The following is a 16843-nucleotide window of genomic DNA, read 5'->3' on the forward strand; positions in this document are numbered from 1 at the left end:
TTCCATTTTTAAGGTTTTTAGAAGCCATTTTAACACAAATTATCTCAAAATCTCTTTGGCCATTAAGATGTCTTGTTGGATCTGATTTTTAAGCTCTTTTAAAGAAGAAAAACGCATGTTGTCTCGTATTTTTTGAACCCAACGCAAAGCGATTTCTTTAGGCGGGTTTTCTATGATAGTATCAAGAACATGGCATTCTATGGCGAAATGTTGATCCGCACTTAAGCGATTGCCTATAAAACTCACGCTTTTTTGATAAACCTGATCTTTTATTTTCACTAAACTCGCATACACCCCAAAACTAGGGAGGATAAAATCTTTAGTTTTGATATTTAAAGTAGGCACTAATTCTTTATGCCCTAAGCCTTGATCGCTAATGACTTCCCCGCACACTTCATAAGGCCTGCCTAAGAGCTTGTTAGCTAAAAGTAAGTCGCCATGACTTAGGGCTAGTTTGATGATTTTAGAATGCACGCTAATTTCTTGGATTTTCACTTCAGGCACAATGATGGTTTTTTCAAAACGCTCTTTTAAGAATAAAGCGTCATTTTGTCTTTCATGCCCAAACCTGAAATCATAGCCCACCACTAGGCGTTCTAAATTAGGGAATTTCTTTTTTAAAAGATCTAAAAATTCTAGGGCGTTTAATTGTGAAATTTCTTCTAAATACACAAAAAATAAAGGCATGCCCACGAGTTTAGCGCGGTATTTTAGGGGGGTTAAATAGCCTTTAGTGTAATATTTTTTTTCTATGATTAAAAGGGCTTTAGGGTCTTTTAATTCCTTAAAAAGGGCTTGATGCCCTAGATGCAAGCCATCAAATTTACCGATAGCTAGGCTTTTAATCTCAGGCTCGCTTGAAATGGATAAAAAATTCAACATTCCCGTTTTTCCCTTTCACTAAGCTTTCTTGGATTTTTAAGATTTGAAAGTCTTTTGTTTTTAAATGGTTTTTAAAGTTTTCTAAAGCGTTTAAAATGGCTTCTTTATCCATTACCACCCCCTTTTTATTGCGTTTTGTGGCTCTGCCCACTTCAAATTGCGGTTTGAAAAGCGCTAAAAATTCACCGCTTAAAGGCAAAATCGCTTCTAAAATACAATATAAAGAAATAAAGCTCACATCGCAAAGCACTAAATCAATTGTTTCTGGCGTTTTAAACCCTCTAATATCGCATTTTTCATAACATTCTATGCGTGTATCGTTCCTTAAATTTTCATCTAATTGCATTTTCCCCACATCCACGCAAAGCACCTTTTTAGCCCCTTTTAAAAGAGCCACTTGACTAAAGCCCCCCTTACTCGCTCCCACATCTAAAACCACTTTTTCTTTAAAATCTATAAAGTGATCTTCTAAAAAAGCCGCTAATTTTTCCCCAGCCCTGCTAACAAATAGATTTGTAGCAATGAGTTCAATCTTATCGCCCTCCCTCACCATAAAAGAGGGTTTAGAAACCACCATTTTATTGACTAAAACCTGATTTTTTAAAACCAACGCTTTAGCTTTTTCTCTGCTATTTGCTAAATGCTGGTTGAATAAAGCGTAATCTAAGCGCATTAAAATTGAGGTAAGGGGACTTGATAAGCGAAATTAAAAACAATCTTGCCTAAACTATAGGCATCAAGCTCTAGTTTGGCTTCTTGCACCGCTAAATAATCCAATTTGTCAAAAGCGAGTAAAAAGGCTCTGCTCCAGCGATTCGTGGTTTCTAAAATGCCATCAAATTCATCTTTTGTGATTTCTCGCACCCATAAAGGCTCTTTTCCTATAGGTTTTGTGCCAAAAAGTTCATACGAAATATAGCCATCATCAATCCAGTCGTTATTTTGCGTGAAAATCTCCACTAAAAAATACTCATGGTCATAGTAAGCACCGCTATCCACATCGTTTAAATGCGTAGCGATAGCCGTGATGATAGGCACATTATTTTGGGTGATTTCGCCTTTTCTGCTGGCTTGGATCTTTTTTTCTAAAATGAGATCCGGCGTGTAAGTGTCTTCATTAAAATTGCTCACACACCCTAAACAAAAGAATAAAAACACCAGAAGCGTTGAGAGATTTTTCAAGCCCATTCCTTGCTAAAACCCATGCCATTTTTAGCTAAAATAAAACCTATATTATAACTAAAAGGGGGTTTTATGCCAAAAAAATGCCGACACTTGCTCCAAACTAGCGATTTAAGCCTAGATGAAATCAAGCTTTTATTAAAAAAAGCGAGCGTTTATGCGAACGATTTTAACGCCGTATCTTTAGAAATAAAAGAAAAAATGCAAAATAAAATCATCGTGGCTTTATTTTTTGAAAATTCCACCAGAACGGTGTCTAGTTTTGAAATCGCAAGCTTGAGATTGGGGGCAAAAATCGTGAAATTAAACATGCAAACAAGCTCCGCTTCAAAGGGTGAAACCCTAACAGACACTTTTAAAAATATCCATGCCATGCAGCCTGACGCTATCATCACACGGCATGCTTTTTCAAGCGCGCCTTTTAAATTAGCCGAATTTTCACAATGCCCCTTGATTAACGCAGGAAGTGGCGTGAGCGCTCACCCTACCCAAGCGTTATTGGACTTGCTCACCCTTTATCAGCATTTTGGCAGTTTAGAAAATTTAAAAGGGAAAAAAATCGCTTTCATAGGCGATGTGAAAAATTCCAGAGTGGCTAATAGCAACATTAAATTACTCCAAAGGCTAGGGCTTGAGATCATGCTGTGCGCCCCAAGTTCCATGCTCCCTAGCGTTTCTTTAAAAACGACGCATAACATTGAAGAAGCGATAGAATTTGCAGACATTTTAATGAGTTTGAGGACTCAAACCGAACGGCACAACGCGCCCATTTTTGCGAGCTTGAAAGATTATGGCAACGCTTATTGCATCACCCAAAAACGCCTAGAGGCTCATGCTAAAAATAAAGAGATCATTATTTTACACCCAGGCCCGGTGCATAGGGACATTGATATAGAAAGCGCGGTGTTAGAAGATAAGCGATCTAAAGTTTTAGAGCAAGTCAAAAACGGCGTGGCGATGCGCATGGCGGTGTTGGAGTTTTTGCTATTAGACTGATTGTCAAACTTAAAAAATGCTTTTTGGCATTTTTTAAAATCAATATGAGAATTTTTATATGAAGAAAAGGGGTTTGGTTATAAAACAGCACAGAAATCCCACTTTGATTAAATTTTAATTTGCTTTATCTCATTTTATTATGAAACTAAAAAAATTCGTTATAATCTAAAATAGTTGAGTTAATTAAAAATAAATAAATAGCTTGATTACGCTTCTTTATTTTTAGATCAGTTAAGAATCGTATAGTCTTTAAGTCATAATCTTTAAGATGTATTTGCTATTAAAAGGAAAAAAATGAAAAATAGCGTGCCTTTAAAGAATCAAGTTTTTTGTGGGTTATATGTTTTAAGTTTGAGCGCTTCTTTGCAAGCGTTTGATTATAAAATTGAAGTTTTAGCGGAGTCCTTTTCTAAAGTTGGCTTTAATAAAAAAAAGATTGATATTTCTAGGGGGATTTATCCTACAGAGACTTTTGTAACCGCTGTAGGGCAAGGCAATATCTATGCGGATTTTTTATCTAAAGGTCTTAAAGATCAAGGGCATGTTTTAGAGGGAAAGGTTGGCGGAACAATCGGTGGGGTCGCTTATGATAGCACGAAATTCAATCAAGGCGGATCGGTTATTTATAACTATATCGGTTATTGGGATGGCTATTTAGGGGGTAAAAGAGCCTTGCTAGATGGCACAAGTATCCATGAGTGCGCGCTTGGGTCTGATGGCAAGGTGATTGATTCTATAGCGTGCGGGAACGCTAGGGCTAATAAAATCCGCCGTAATTATGTGATGAATAACGCTTTTTTAGAATACCGCTATAAGGATATTTTTTTAGCTAAAGGAGGGCGTTACCAATCTAGCGCTCCTTACATGAGCTCTTACACGCAAGGTTTTGAAATCAGCGTTAAGCTCAAGGATAAAAGTGAAGGGATTCATAAATTATGGTGGTTTAGCTCATGGGGTAGGGCGTTCGCTTATGGGCAATGGATTTATGATTTTTACTCTCCAAGAACCGTGATTAAAAACGGGCGCACTTTAAATTATGGTATCCATTTAGTGGATTACACTTATGAAAGAAAAGGGATTAGTATCAGCCCTTTTTTCCAATTTTCGCCCGGGACTTATTATAGCCCTGGGGTAGTTGTAGGCTATGATAGTAACCCTAATTTTGATGGCGTGGGCTTTAGATCCGAAACAAAAGCTTATATTTTGCTCCCTGTTCATGACCCCTTAAAAAGGGATACTTATCGTTACGCTATAAAAGCAGGCACCGCCGGGCAAAGCTTGCTCATTAGGCAACGATTTGACTACAATGAATTTAATTTTGGGGGAGCGTTTTATAAAGTATGGAAAAACGCAAACGCTTACATCGGCACGACAGGAAACCCTTTAGGCATTGATTTTTGGACCAATAGCGTTTATGATATAGGGCAAGCCTTAAGCCATGTGGTAACCGCTGATGCCATCTCTGGTTGGGTTTTTGGTGGGGGCGTGCATAAAAAATGGCTGTGGGGGACTTTATGGCGTTGGACTAGCGGCACTTTAGCCAATGAAGCGAGTGCGGCTGTTAATGTGGGCTATAAGATCAGTAAGAGTTTGACAGCGAGCGTGAAATTAGAATATTTGGGCGTGATGACGCATGCAGGCTTTATGGTAGGGAGTTACAGGCCCACGCCCGGCTCTAAAGCGCTTTATTCAGACAGGAGTCATTTGATGACAACTCTTAGTGCTAAATTCTAATTAATCGCTTTAAGCTGTTTATTAAAGCGTTAAAAATCCCTTAATAAAAACACTATAATACAAGTTTAATCAAATCCATAAGGTTAAACATTTGAAACTCTTTTTCAGGCGTTATTCTAAATATCTTAAAGAGCATTATAAAAGTTTTATAGTGGTTTTATTTTCTTCTTTAGTGGTGGCTTTAAGCACGGCTTGGGGGACTTATTTAGTCAAGCCCACTTTAGATGAAATTTTTATTAATAAAGACACTCAAATGCTTAAAATCTTGCCTTTTTTAGTGATTTTGGCGTATTTGGGCAAGAGTGGGGGCATGTATTTAGGCACTTATTTCACTAACTTTATCGGGCTTGATATTGTCAAAAAAATACGCAACACCATGTTAGAAAGCCTTCTAAAAATGGAAATGGATTTTTTTAATAGGACGAAAAAGGGCGAATTGATCGCAAGGATTACTAATGATATAGGTTTGATTAGAGCGAGTTTGTCCAATTACCTTTCAGAGAGCCTAAGAGAGGGGCTAACGATTGTTGGGTTAGTGGGGGTGGTGATCTATCAAAGCCCTAAATTAGCGTTAGTGGGGTTAGTGATCATGCCGTTAGCCGCCATTCCTATCAGTAAAATCATTCGTAAGGTTAAAAAACTCGCTAAATCCCATCAAGAGAGTAACGCCAAAATCACCGCTCGTTTGAGTGAAGTCTTTAACAATGTGGAAGCGATTAAAATCTCTAATGGCGAAAAATTAGAGCATAAGGCTTTTGTGAAAGAAAATGAAGCGTTTTTTAAAATCGGTATCAAAAACATCGCCGTGGCTGAAATTTCTTCGCCTTTAATGGAGTTTTTAGGCTCTATCGCTATAGCACTAGTGATTTATTTAGGGGGGAATGAAGTGATTAGGGGTCATATTAGCGTGGGGGCGTTTTTTTCTTTCATCACGGCCCTTTTTATGCTCTATACGCCGATCAAACGCCTAACTAGGATCGTTTCTAATTTTCAAGAAGCCTTTGTCGCTAGCGACAGGATTCATGAGATTTTAGAAAGAGAGCCGGCTATTGTTGATGGGGAATTAACGCTAGATGACGCTATACACACCATAGAATTTAAAAAGGTATGGCTGGCTTATGTGCTAGATAATCAAGAGTGTTATGTTTTAAGCGATATTAGTTTGAAATTCCAACAAAATGAAATCATCGCTTTAAAAGGCGAAAGCGGGAGCGGCAAAAGCTCATTAGTGAATCTGATCTTACGCCTTTATGAGCCAAGCAAGGGCGAAATTTTCATCAACAATCAAAAAATAGAGAGCATCACTCAAAAATCCTTAAGAGAAAAGATTAGCGTTGTCACTCAAAGGGTGTTTATTTTTAATGGGAGCGTGGCTGAAAATGTGGCGTATGGTTTAGAAATTGATGAGATAAAAATCAAAGAATGCCTGAAAAAAGCTCAAGCCTTAGATTTTGTAGAAAAAATGCCTCATGGGATAGAGAGTGTTTTAGATGAATTTGGCGCTAACCTTAGCGGCGGTCAACGCCAAAGAATCGCCATTGCAAGAGCTTTGTATAAAGACGCTCAAGTTTTAATCTTTGATGAAGCCACTTCCGCTTTGGATAATCACACAGAAGAGAGCGTTAAGCAAAGCATTTTAAAATTGAAACAAAACCGCTTGATCATTCTCATCTCGCACAACCCAAGCACGCTTAAATTAGCCACTAAGCATGTGAAATTAGAGCATGGGCGTTTGATAGAATGCTAAGGGTTTTAAGCGTTGGTGTTGTTTTTATTTTACTAGGGTGTCAGTTTTTCAACAAAACCACACTCCACTTAAAATATAAAGATTACCCAAAAAACAGCCCTTTAAAAACCGCTTCCACTTTAACCCCCCCTAAAATCTTTTTTAACGCCCATTTTGTGCCGCCCTTTTACCAAAAAGAATTTAAAAAAGCGATCGCCCAACAAATCGCTTATTTTTTAAAAGATAAAAGTGCTTTCACTTTCAATGTTTCAGGCAATGTTTTTTTTTCTTTTGAAGAGAGTCCTAAAGATTTAAAAGCCATTAAAGAAAGGCTTAAAAAGACGATTGAGCCTAACGCTGACCCAAAAAGTGTCATGCGTTTTTTAAACCTTCAAGCGAGCTTGATTTTAGAATGCGTCCCGCAAACCGCTTGCCCGTTTGACACCCTTTTAATCCCCACCGCTTTCAGCGTGCCTGTTTATTACGCTAATCGTTTGGGCGATAACCCCTCTCTTTTTTCCCAAGAAGACAAAACCTATCATAACGCTTTAATCAAAGCCCTTAATAAGGCTTACTATTCTCTTATGGAGGGTTTAGAAAAGCGTTTGAACGCTATAGAAAATGCAAAATGGCTTTAAGGCATGAAAAAGATTGTATTTTTTATTTTTGTCATTTTGTTTTCGGTAGGGATTTATTTAGCGTGGCATGTTTTATTGGAAAAAGCCCTAGAATTGAAATTAGTAACCTCAGCTAATGATTTGCTTTTAAAATTGTTAGCAATTCTTGGCGTTTTTTCAATGTTAGTGCTTTTTCAAGGCGTTATTTCTTCGTATAAGAAGCGCCAACTCAAACGCGCTTTACAAAAAATAGACGCCATGAACGGCTTTGAATTTGAAGAATACGCCAAAATCTTTTTCACTTCAAAGGGTTTTGAAGTGAGCATTACGCAAAAAAGCGGCGATTATGGAGCGGATTTGATTATAGAAAAAGACGGCATCAAGTGGGCGGTTCAGGCCAAACGCTACTCGCATAAAGTTTCGCCCAAAGCCATTCAAGAGGTGGTCTCTTCTAAAGCTTACTACGCTTGCGAAAAAGCTTGCGTGATCACTAACAGCTACTTCACGCAAGCCGCTCAAAAACTGGCTCAAGCTAACGGAGTGCTTTTGATTGATAGAGACGAATGGATCAAATTTTTGGGTGGGAAAAACTAATCCAAATAGGATAATTTATATAATGCTTTTATTCTTATGATTTTTATTTATTTCCTATTAAATTTTTTCGTAATCGCATGCGTTATAATATGAAAATTTAGCATCAATTTTTGTTTGGATAAAGGGGTTCAATGATCCAGTCTGTTCGCATTAAAAATTTTAAGACTTTTAAGGACACTCAAATTGATGGTTTTACCAAACTCAACATTATTACTGGTGGGAACAATGTGGGTAAATCTAATTTGTTAGAAGCGTTGTATTGTTTAGTGGGAAAATCCATGCACCCATGCACTAATGTATTAGAAATTTATGACAATATACGCAAAGAGCCTTTAACATCAGAATCAAAAAACTTAATGTTTTATGGTTTAGACACCGAGAAAGAAATACAAATTGTTACAACTTTAGACAACAATCAGACCTTGGACTTGCAAATAAAATTCATAGCCAGTGAAAACCAAAAGGTAATAGAGTCGCAAATAATACCTACAGCAGAACAAACTCAAATGTCCTCTCAGCTCAATTTCACTCTTAAAAAAAATAATGAAGAAATCTATAACGATCACTTGGATATTACTAAAATTCCTAATTTTCCACCAATTCCTAATCAGTCAGGCTACAACAGGCAATTTAAGAATTTTGAACCCAGTCAATTGCAAGAACTTCTACCCTTTGAAAGCACTGCTATCATAACGCCTAGCGATGTTGCACGAAAGCGAGATATTATAAACCCTAATGCTATCCATATTATGGATCCTAATATCATTCAAGCAATGCGTAAGATTCTTGATGAAAACCAATTAGAAAAAGAATTAAATGAAAGGCTTAATCAATTTGATAAAAGTATTCAAGCCATCAGGTTTAGTGCCAACAACCAACTCAAATTAAAAGTGAAAGGTATAAAAGAAAAAATCCCATTATCTGTATTTGGTGATGGTTTGATTAAGTATTTGTATATTGTAAGCACTTTTATTGCCAATAACGCAAAAACGATTTATATTGATGAAGTGGAGAATGGCTTACACTTTTCTCGCATGAAATTATTATTAAGGTGTGTTATTGATTTTATCAACGACAACAAAGATGGTAATTTGCAAGTGTTTATGACTACCCACAACCAAGAATTTATAGAAATTTTAGATCAAGTTATCAAAGAAAAGGATTTTGCGCATCAAACTAAGTTGTTTTGCTTAGAACAATACAATGGTTCAATCGTTGCAGAGCCTTATTATGGAGAAAATTTATCTCTTTATTTCAAGAATGGTGCCAATCTTTTTGGAGGTAAAGAAAGGTTTAAGGAAAATAATTATGAGTAAAAAGACACTCATTTATACAGAAGGAGAAAGTGATAAAAAATTTCTAAGTTGGTGTCTTGATGTTTGGAAAAATGAAGATCATTTTGTTCAAGCTCATTTTGATATAATCCATGTAGAAGGTAAAGATAAATTATTCTCAGATGAATTTTGTAAAAGAATCGAGAATATTTTAAAGAATAAAAACCAAGAATATAGACAAGTGTGCATTATTTTTGATGCAGACATAAAAAAAGAGAACCAAGAAAGCGATGCAGGTTTTGATAACAAGCTTAAGCATATTCGTGAAAAATTCAAAGAAAAAGGGACTGATTTTCCAAAAGAACAAATCTTTTTATTCCCTAACAATCAAGATGATGGCGATTTAGAAACCCTATTATTAGAAATTGCTAAACACGATGAATTTCTTAAATGTTTTGAAGAATACTTAGAATGTATTAAAAGTAAAGAACATTATAAACCGATTAAAAACATAAGAAAAAATATGCTGTATGCCTATTTAGAAGTGTTTGAACTACAGAAATTTTTCCAATACAAGTGGGATACAAGTAACAAGAATGAAAAATACATTATTATTGATAGTAAAGGTAAAATAAAGGAAAAACACAAAGAAGAATATGAAAAACTAAAAGAAGTGATTGATTTTAACTCAAAATCTCTCATTCCCCTTAAAAATTTTCTAGGACAATTCGCAGAAAATAATCAAAAAACAAATTTTAAGATTTTCTAATTTAACAAAATATATTACAATTATCTAAAAAATATTATTTTTACAAAAAGGCGCGTTGTGAAATTGTGGTTTCCTTATTTTTTAGCGATTGTGTTCTTGCATGCATTGGGTTTAGCGTTACTTTTTATGGCTAATAACGCTTCGTTTTATGCGGCGGCGTCTATGGCCTACATGTTAGGGGCAAAGCATGCGTTTGATGCGGATCACATCGCTTGCATAGACAACACCATCAGAAAGCTCACCCAACAAGGCAAAAACGCCTATGGTGTGGGATTTTACTTTTCTATGGGGCATTCAAGCGTGGTGATTTTAATGACTATCATCAGCGCGTTTGCGATCGCTTGGGCTAAAGAGCATACGCCGATGCTAGAAGAAATAGGGGGGGTAGTGGGGACTTTAGTTTCTGGGCTTTTTTTGCTCATTATAGGGCTATTGAATGCGATTATTTTAGTGGATTTATTAAAAATATTCAAAAAATCGCACTCTAACGAAAGCTTGAGCCAGCAACAAAATGAAGAGATTGAACGGCTTTTAACGAGTAGGGGCTTACTCAACCGCTTTTTTAAGCCCTTGTTTAATTTTGTTTCCAAGTCGTGGCATATTTATCCTGTGGGTTTTCTTTTTGGGCTAGGCTTTGATACCGCCAGTGAAATCGCGCTTTTGGCCCTTTCTAGCAGCGCGATTAAAGTGAGTGTGGTGGGCATGCTTTCTTTACCCATTCTTTTTGCCGCTGGCATGAGTTTGTTTGACACATTAGATGGGGCGTTCATGCTCAAGGCGTATGACTGGGCGTTCAAAACCCCTTTAAGAAAAATCTATTACAATATTTCTATTACAGCCTTAAGCGTGTTCATCGCACTTTTTATCGGGTTGATTGAGCTTTTTCAAGTGTTTAGCGAGAAACTCCATTTAAAATTTGAAAACCGCCTTTTAAGCGCCCTACAAAGCCTGGAATTTACAGACTTGGGCTATTACTTGGTGGGCTTATTCGTAATAGCGTTTTTAGGCTCGTTCTTCTTATGGAAAATCAAATTTTCTAAATTAGAGGGCTAGATTTTAAGCTCTCAAGTTATCGCTCAACAAATCTTTAAGGCTTTTATTTGAAAAACCTGGCATAAAGGCTTTAGGGTTTGAAAGGCTTTCGCTCAAATAACTTAATAATTCCTTAATTTCGTTTAATTTTTCTTCCAAATAAGCTTGAAACCCGCCCACATTTTCCAATAAATTCAAAGGATTGTCCACAATCATGGAAAAAACTTCATCGTTAATGGCAATGTTGAGCTGGGTGTCAAACAAAGGGGAGGCTAAAAACTGGCAATTTTCTACAATTTCTCGCAATTCCTGTTTAACGATAGAAGCTTGTAAAGCGTCTTTATCTTCTAAGCCCATGCTCTTATTGAAAAGCTTTTTGCAAGCGATTTGCAAGACTTGTAACGCCCCAACGCTCTCGTTTATATTTTTCATGTCCCTACTGAATTTAGCGATTTGTTGGGATTTTTCTATCGCATTGGTTTTAAAATCGCTTGTTTCAACATCGCCCAAATGCTTTTGAAGAGTTTTTAAAATATCCATAAAAAACCTTTTAAATAGAATTGATCATTCACAAGCATTTTTCGTTCCTTTTTTATGAAAACTTTAAAAAACACCCTTAAAAAAAACACCCTTAAAAAGGTTTTTAGGTATAATTAGCGATCTTTTAGTTTTAAATAGTAGAGAGATTGGATGAAAAAAATATGGCTTTTGGTGTGGGGCTTGTATTCTTGGGTGTTTTTGCATGCGATAGAAACGATAGAAAAAGCCCCTACAAATGTAGAGGATAAGGACAAAGCCCCCCATTTGTTGCTTTTAGCAGGGATTCAAGGCGATGAGCCTGGAGGGTTTAATGCGACTAATTTGTTTTTAATGCATTATAGCGTTTTAAAAGGCTTAGTTGAAGTGGTTCCTGTATTGAATAAGCCTTCCATGTTAAGAAATCATAGGGGCTTGTATGGGGATATGAACCGCAAATTTGCCGCTTTAGACAAGAATGACCCTGAATACCCCACTATCCAAGAAATCAAATCCTTGATTGCAAAACCCAATATAGATGCTGTCTTGCATTTGCATGATGGTGGTGGGTATTATCGCCCTATTTATATTGATGCGACGCTCAATCCTAAGCGTTGGGGGAATTGCTTTATTATTGATCAAGATGAAGTTAAAGGGGCGAAATTCCCTAATTTGCTTGCTTTTGCAAACAATACGATTGAGAGCATCAACGCCCATTTATTGCACCCCATTGAGGAGTATCATTTAAAAAACACGCACACCGCACAAGGCGATACAGAAATGCAAAAAGCCCTAACTTTTTATGCGATCAACCAAAAAAAGAGCGCTTTTGCCAATGAAGCCAGCAAAGAACTCCCTTTAGCATCAAGGGTGTTTTACCATTTGCAAGCCATTGAGGGCTTACTCAATCAACTCAATATCCCTTTTAAGCGCGATTTTGAGCTTAACCCTAACAGCGTGCATGCCCTAATCAACGATAAAAATTTATGGGCAAAAATCAGCTCTCTGCCTAAAATGCTCCTTTTTAACTTACGCCCCAAACTCAATCATTTCCCTTTACCCCACAACACTAAAATCCCACAAATCCCCATAGAGAGCAACGCTTACATTGTGGGGCTAGTCAAAAATAAACAAGAAGTGTTTTTAAAATACGGCAACAAGCTCATGACACGATTATCGCCCTTTTACATAGAGTTTGATCATTCTTTAGAAGAAGTGAAAATGCAAATTGACAATAAGGATCAAATGGTTAAAATAGGGAGCGTGGTTGAAGTGAAAGAGAGTTTTTATATCCATGGCATGGATAATATCCGCGCGAATGTGATTGGCTTTAGCGTTTCTAATGAAAGCAAGCCTAATGAAGCGGGTTATACGATTAAATTTAAAGATTTTCAAAAACGCTTTTCACTGGACAAGCAAGAAAGGATCTATCGCATAGAATTTTATAAAAACAACGCGTTTAGTGGCATGATCTTAGTGAAATTTGTGTAGAATGGATAAACCTTACCAAAAGAGTTCATAGCGTTTTAAGGCAACGCCTGATATAATATGATAACCGCAAGTAAAGGATAGTTATGTTAGACATTAGAAATCTTTATTTACCATTACCTAACTTAACAGAGAGGCTGTGTAAGCAGAAGACTTTATACCATGTGTTCATCTTATTCTTTTTTAGCAAGGGAACATCGTATTTTAGAAAGAATGCATGAGATAATCCAAAAGGGTATGGATGGCTTAACACAGCGATTAGACAATGACTTAAAAGATGATGATTCTCGTATTCTTGTCCCTATTGAATGCATACGGGGCTTAAGCCTTGTTGGCAACATGAAACCTGACGAGCTATGCATATTGTTTATTAAAATCTTTGAACTTATTCACTCATCATTCAAAAGCCATTTATCTCGCAGCTCTCTTTCTTTTATTGGTGGTGTAATCAGCGGCTTGAAAAAGCAGATCCGTAATGTATAAAAAATTGGAGTAAGAAAAGGGGGAAATACGATAATTTTTTTCTCTTATTGTTATGATAAATCACCATTGAAGGGCGTAAAAACACCCAAACAAACCCAAGCACTAAAAGATAACAACCCTTTTGAATATTGCGGTTTTTAACCCGCTACTTATATCGCACTACCTTTATTATATTACTTCTTGCCCCGCATCCAATAAAGCTTCCTTAATCAAATCCTGTGTCGCTGGAGCGTCAAATTCTACAACCACGCTCTTTTTTTCCACGCTCGCATCAATAAAGCTCACGCCTTCAATTTCGCCCACAAATTTTTCAATTTTATCCACGCAATGGTTGCAAGTAATGCTTGGCACTTGAAAAGTTACTTTCATTCAATGATCCTTAATTTTAAAATTCCTTAGCCTTTGGGAGTTTAAAACCACACTCACAGAGCTTAAACTCATCGCTAAACCCGCAATCGCCGGGCTTAACATGATATTAGCCTTATAAAGAACCCCACAAGCTAAAGGGATAAACACGCTATTATAACAAAAAGCCCAAAACAAATTTTCTTTGATATTTTTAATGGTCGCCTGGCTTAATTTAATCGCGCTATAAACCGATTTAATATCGTTATTAAAGCTCACAATATCCGCTGCTTGCACGCTCACATCGCTCCCTTTAGCCATCACCACCGCCACATCGCTCATAGCAAGGCTAGGAGCGTCATTCAAGCCATCGCCCACCATCATAACGATCTGCCCTTTTTCCTTAAGCTCTTTGATCTTATTGAGCTTGTCTTGTGGTTTAGCGTTACTGATATAGCCATCAATCCCTAATTCAAGCGCGCATTTTTGGACATTCTCTCTATTGTCTCCGCTTAAAAGAAAGGTGTTAATGCCTAATTTTTTGATTTGAGCGATATGCTCTTTCACGCCTTTTTTGGGCAAATCTTCTAAAACAAACGCCCCTAAAAGTTCGTCTTCTTTTTCATTAATCATTCTACCCACAAACACTAAAATCCCGTTTTCTTGAATTTCTAGCGTGTTAATAGGGTTAAAAAACTCGCTATTACCGACTTTGATAACCTCTTTAGCGCCTTGATAATCTGTTTTAGCGCTGATGCCAAAGCCTGTTTTCACTTTAACTTCACTCATTTCTTTTAAGGGAGCGTTATGCTCTTTGGCGTATTCTACAATCCCTTTAGCAATGACATGTTCGCTGCTCTTTTCAATGCTGCTCGCTAAACTTAATAGCTCTAATAATTCTATGCTAGAATGAACGCTTTTAACGACAGGCTTGCCGTTAGTGAGCGTGCCGGTTTTATCAAAAACGATCGTATTAACTAGCCTTGCTTTTTCCAAACTTTTAGCGTCTTTAAAAAATAAGCCTAAAGAACTCGCTTTTTGGTTCGCCACTAAAATACTCATAGGCGTAGCCAACCCCAAAGCGCAAGGGCAAGAAATCACTAAAACCGATACAAACACTTCTAAAGCGATTCCAAAATTCCACCAAAAATCAGGCTTAGGCGCGATGATGAGCCACACCACAAACGCTAAAATAGCGATAGCGATCACGCTTGGCACAAACACGCTTGAAACCTTATCCGCTAAGCGAGAAATCTCTGCCTTTGAGCTTTGAGCGTTATGGATCATTTCTACAATTTGAGACAAGGTGCTGTTTTTGTTATTTTGCGTGGCTTTCATTAAAAAACTCGTGTTGCTATTGAGCGTCCCTGAAAAGACTTTATCGCCGACTTTTTTATAAACCGGTAACGCTTCGCCGCTTAACATGCTCTCATCTAATTCCCCTTCGCCCTCTATGATTTCACCATCCACCGCAATCGCGCTTCCAGGGAGGACTTTCAAAATATCCCCCACCACAATGCTATCCACTAAAACTTCAATTTGTTGGTTATTGTGCATTTTAAGGGCGGTTTTGGGGGCGTTTTTCATCAAGGCTTGCATAGCGTCTAAAGCTTTGTCTTTAGAAACATTTTCAATGCGTTTGCCCACCATCACAAACATTAAAATCACGCACACGCTCTCAAAATAATAATGCCCATAAGACCACTGGTTTGTATAAACCAAATACAATGGCCACAGGCTTGAAGCTAAGGCAGCGCTTGTGCCTATGGCGATAAGGCTACTCATGTTAGGCTGTCTGTGCCATAAAGCTTTAAACCCTTGAATGTAAAAATCCCTCCCCCAATGCATGACAATGAGCGCGCCTATAAGCTGTAAGCAAGCGTTTAAAAAATTACTATGATTGTCAATCGTAAGCAAGCTTTCAGGTAAAAGACTAGGGCTAAGCATCGCTCCCATAGAAAGATACACCACAAAAAGCGTGAAAATAACCGCCAACGCTAATTTAACATTAGGGCTAAAAAATTCTTTTTTTTCTTCCGCTAGAGTTTTTTTAGGGCTATAGCCCAGTTTTTCAATGAGTTTAAAAATTTCGTCTAAATTGGTTTCATTTTCGTTAAATTCAATGTTAGCGCTCTTATTCAAAAGGTTCACTTCTATTTTTTTCACAAAACTTTTACGCCCTAAAGAGCGTTCAATCCCACTAGAACACGCCGTGCAAGTCATTCCCTCTATATAAAAAGATTCTTTCATGCGCTTTTATTTTTATTAAAAATAATTTTTACCATTAAAAAGAGCCACCGAATGATGCCATAAATCAAATACAACCCCATAAACACGCTTAAAGCCTCTAAAGGGCGCACAAACACTAACGATAAAAAAATCAACACTAAGATGAAAAGCTTGAGATTCCATTTGACTTTTTTAAAATTAGGGTAGCGGATATTGCTCACCATAAGCACCCCTAATAAGACAATAAAGCTTAAAAATAACTTTTCGGTATTGCCTTCTAAAAAATGGTATTTGTTATCCAATAACACGCAAAGCACCACCAATACCGCCGCCGCAGGAATGGGGATACCGATGAAAGAATAGGGGTCGCTTGTGTTCGTGCTGATGTTGAATCGCGCTAATCGTATCGCTCCAAAAATCACAAACAACGCGCTCACCGCCATGCCTATGCGCCCAAAGTTATACCCCACATAAAAGTAAGTGATTAAGCTTGGGGCCACCCCAAAAGCGACTACATCAGCTAGGGAGTCAAATTCAATACCAAACTTGCTAGTGGTGTTGGTAAGCCTTGCGACACGCCCATCAAGTCCGTCTAAAATAAGGCTCGCTACCACTAACCAGCATGCCATGACAAATTGGTAACTGGAAGCGTAAAAAATACTCATCATGCCTAAAAAAATACTGCTAGCAGTGAAAAGATTGGGGAAAAGGTAGAGAGGGTTAATAGGCATTAGAGATTCTTTTTAACTTGGCTTTTAGAATGGGAATAAAAACGATTTTAAAATCAATTATGGGAATAAAAATTTTACAAGCGCTAAAAAACTCACAAGAAAAGAGCGTTAAAGCAAACGCTTTATAACGTTGTTGATAAGCACGGGTTTTTAGAAAACAAGATCTAAAAAAAAGCTTTAAACAAACAGAATGTTTATCATAAGGCTTTAAACCCTTATCAAAAATCTGTTTGTAAGCTCGCACT

General features: G+C 37.2%; 17 protein-coding genes. 9 read left to right on the forward strand and 8 right to left on the reverse strand.

What is annotated here, in order from left to right:
- Positions 1 to 39: 39 nt before the first annotated feature.
- The 3 genes from DBU79_RS03990 to DBU79_RS04000 are packed head-to-tail and all read right to left on the reverse strand — an operon-like array spanning position 40 to position 2070.
- Positions 40 to 882 (reverse strand): bifunctional riboflavin kinase/FAD synthetase, encoded by an 843-nt coding sequence (locus DBU79_RS03990; RefSeq protein ID WP_154411605.1) that lies wholly within the window; start codon positions 880 to 882, stop codon positions 40 to 42.
- Positions 848 to 1555: a 23S rRNA (cytidine-2'-O)-methyltransferase TlyA gene (tlyA, locus tag DBU79_RS03995; RefSeq protein ID WP_154411606.1), complete on the reverse strand. Its 708-nt coding sequence runs from the start codon at positions 1553 to 1555 to the stop codon at positions 848 to 850. Before tlyA ends, DBU79_RS03990 begins: the two co-directional genes overlap by 35 nt.
- Positions 1555 to 2070: a hypothetical protein gene (locus DBU79_RS04000; RefSeq protein WP_000523557.1), complete on the reverse strand. Its 516-nt coding sequence runs from the start codon at positions 2068 to 2070 to the stop codon at positions 1555 to 1557. Before DBU79_RS04000 ends, tlyA begins: the two co-directional genes overlap by 1 nt.
- Before the next feature lie 66 nt (positions 2071 to 2136).
- On the opposite strand from DBU79_RS04000, the gene pyrB reads away from it, so the two are divergent.
- The 8 genes from pyrB (at position 2137) to DBU79_RS04040 (ending at position 10827) form a co-directional block, all read left to right on the forward strand.
- Positions 2137 to 3060 carry an aspartate carbamoyltransferase gene (pyrB, locus tag DBU79_RS04005; RefSeq protein WP_001124571.1) on the forward strand — a complete coding sequence of 308 codons (924 nt, stop codon included), beginning with the start codon at positions 2137 to 2139 and terminating at the stop codon, positions 3058 to 3060.
- Between the two features lie 294 nt (positions 3061 to 3354).
- Entirely contained in the window at positions 3355 to 4794 is a 1440-nt protein-coding gene (gene hofB, locus DBU79_RS04010) for an outer membrane beta-barrel protein HofB (RefSeq protein ID WP_154411607.1), read from the forward strand.
- 91 nt (positions 4795 to 4885) lie between these two features.
- On the forward strand, positions 4886 to 6541 hold the full coding sequence (locus DBU79_RS04015) for an ABC transporter ATP-binding protein (protein ID WP_154411608.1): 1656 nt from the start codon (positions 4886 to 4888) through the stop codon (positions 6539 to 6541).
- Complete coding sequence (locus tag DBU79_RS04020; RefSeq protein ID WP_154411609.1) at positions 6535 to 7158, forward strand: neuraminyllactose-binding hemagglutinin family protein; 624 nt, start codon at positions 6535 to 6537, stop codon at positions 7156 to 7158. The genes DBU79_RS04015 and DBU79_RS04020 overlap by 7 nt, the downstream gene beginning before the upstream one ends.
- Positions 7159 to 7161: 3 nt before the next feature.
- The gene (locus DBU79_RS04025; RefSeq protein WP_154411610.1) at positions 7162 to 7731 is read left to right on the forward strand and encodes a restriction endonuclease; all 570 of its coding nucleotides are present in this window, start codon (positions 7162 to 7164) and stop codon (positions 7729 to 7731) included.
- A 131-nt stretch (positions 7732 to 7862) separates the two neighbouring features.
- Positions 7863 to 9047, forward strand: coding sequence for an AAA family ATPase (locus DBU79_RS04030; RefSeq protein WP_154411611.1), 1185 nt, complete (start codon positions 7863 to 7865; stop codon positions 9045 to 9047).
- Entirely contained in the window at positions 9040 to 9774 is a 735-nt protein-coding gene (locus tag DBU79_RS04035) for a DUF3226 domain-containing protein (RefSeq protein ID WP_154411612.1), read from the forward strand. The genes DBU79_RS04030 and DBU79_RS04035 overlap by 8 nt, the downstream gene beginning before the upstream one ends.
- Before the next feature lie 57 nt (positions 9775 to 9831).
- A complete protein-coding gene (locus tag DBU79_RS04040; protein ID WP_101019084.1) occupies positions 9832 to 10827 on the forward strand; it encodes a HoxN/HupN/NixA family nickel/cobalt transporter in 996 nt (331 codons plus the stop codon).
- 3 nt (positions 10828 to 10830) lie between these two features.
- Here the strand turns inward: DBU79_RS04040 and DBU79_RS04045 are convergent, their stop codons facing one another.
- Positions 10831 to 11346, reverse strand: coding sequence for a flagellar FLiS export co-chaperone (locus DBU79_RS04045; protein ID WP_154411613.1), 516 nt, complete (start codon positions 11344 to 11346; stop codon positions 10831 to 10833).
- Between the two features lie 150 nt (positions 11347 to 11496).
- Between DBU79_RS04045 and csd4 the strand changes: the two genes are divergently transcribed.
- Positions 11497 to 12813 (forward strand): DL-carboxypeptidase Csd4, encoded by a 1317-nt coding sequence (gene csd4, locus DBU79_RS04050; protein WP_154411614.1) that lies wholly within the window; start codon positions 11497 to 11499, stop codon positions 12811 to 12813.
- A 648-nt stretch (positions 12814 to 13461) separates the two neighbouring features.
- Here the strand turns inward: csd4 and copP are convergent.
- Genes copP through DBU79_RS04070 form a run of 4 tightly spaced genes read right to left on the reverse strand, consistent with a single transcriptional unit; the run spans position 13462 to position 16842 of the window.
- Positions 13462 to 13662, reverse strand: coding sequence for a copper-binding metallochaperone CopP (gene copP / locus DBU79_RS04055; RefSeq protein ID WP_000869068.1), 201 nt, complete (start codon positions 13660 to 13662; stop codon positions 13462 to 13464).
- On the reverse strand, positions 13663 to 15888 hold the full coding sequence (gene copA, locus DBU79_RS04060) for a copper-translocating P-type ATPase CopA (RefSeq protein WP_154411615.1): 2226 nt from the start codon (positions 15886 to 15888) through the stop codon (positions 13663 to 13665).
- Positions 15885 to 16598 carry a CDP-diacylglycerol--serine O-phosphatidyltransferase gene (gene pssA, locus DBU79_RS04065; RefSeq protein WP_001122219.1) on the reverse strand — a complete coding sequence of 238 codons (714 nt, stop codon included), beginning with the start codon at positions 16596 to 16598 and terminating at the stop codon, positions 15885 to 15887. Before pssA ends, copA begins: the two co-directional genes overlap by 4 nt.
- The gene (locus tag DBU79_RS04070) at positions 16588 to 16842 is read right to left on the reverse strand and encodes a hypothetical protein (protein ID WP_154411616.1); all 255 of its coding nucleotides are present in this window, start codon (positions 16840 to 16842) and stop codon (positions 16588 to 16590) included. The genes pssA and DBU79_RS04070 overlap by 11 nt, the downstream gene beginning before the upstream one ends.
- Between the last annotated feature and the right edge of the window lies 1 nt (position 16843).

Origin of the sequence: Helicobacter pylori (genome assembly GCF_009689985.1) — a bacterium.
Lineage (GTDB): Bacteria > Campylobacterota > Campylobacteria > Campylobacterales > Helicobacteraceae > Helicobacter > Helicobacter pylori_CG.

What these genes read in the sequence shown, in the direction of transcription:
- pssA (WP_001122219.1), bottom strand. Translation starts at nt 16,598, where the DNA reads ATGCCTATTAACCCTCTCTACCTTTTCCCCAATCTTTTCACTGCTAGC.
- DBU79_RS04020 (WP_154411609.1), top strand. Translation starts at nt 6,535, where the DNA reads ATGCTAAGGGTTTTAAGCGTTGGTGTTGTTTTTATTTTACTAGGGTGT.
- DBU79_RS04045 (WP_154411613.1), bottom strand. Translation starts at nt 11,346, where the DNA reads ATGGATATTTTAAAAACTCTTCAAAAGCATTTGGGCGATGTTGAAACA.
- DBU79_RS04030 (WP_154411611.1), top strand. Translation starts at nt 7,863, where the DNA reads ATGATCCAGTCTGTTCGCATTAAAAATTTTAAGACTTTTAAGGACACT.
- DBU79_RS04025 (WP_154411610.1), top strand. Translation starts at nt 7,162, where the DNA reads ATGAAAAAGATTGTATTTTTTATTTTTGTCATTTTGTTTTCGGTAGGG.
- csd4 (WP_154411614.1), top strand. Translation starts at nt 11,497, where the DNA reads ATGAAAAAAATATGGCTTTTGGTGTGGGGCTTGTATTCTTGGGTGTTT.
- DBU79_RS04000 (WP_000523557.1), bottom strand. Translation starts at nt 2,070, where the DNA reads ATGGGCTTGAAAAATCTCTCAACGCTTCTGGTGTTTTTATTCTTTTGT.
- copA (WP_154411615.1), bottom strand. Translation starts at nt 15,888, where the DNA reads ATGAAAGAATCTTTTTATATAGAGGGAATGACTTGCACGGCGTGTTCT.
- copP (WP_000869068.1), bottom strand. Translation starts at nt 13,662, where the DNA reads ATGAAAGTAACTTTTCAAGTGCCAAGCATTACTTGCAACCATTGCGTG.
- hofB (WP_154411607.1), top strand. Translation starts at nt 3,355, where the DNA reads ATGAAAAATAGCGTGCCTTTAAAGAATCAAGTTTTTTGTGGGTTATAT.
- DBU79_RS03990 (WP_154411605.1), bottom strand. Translation starts at nt 882, where the DNA reads ATGTTGAATTTTTTATCCATTTCAAGCGAGCCTGAGATTAAAAGCCTA.
- pyrB (WP_001124571.1), top strand. Translation starts at nt 2,137, where the DNA reads ATGCCAAAAAAATGCCGACACTTGCTCCAAACTAGCGATTTAAGCCTA.
- tlyA (WP_154411606.1), bottom strand. Translation starts at nt 1,555, where the DNA reads ATGCGCTTAGATTACGCTTTATTCAACCAGCATTTAGCAAATAGCAGA.
- DBU79_RS04035 (WP_154411612.1), top strand. Translation starts at nt 9,040, where the DNA reads ATGAGTAAAAAGACACTCATTTATACAGAAGGAGAAAGTGATAAAAAA.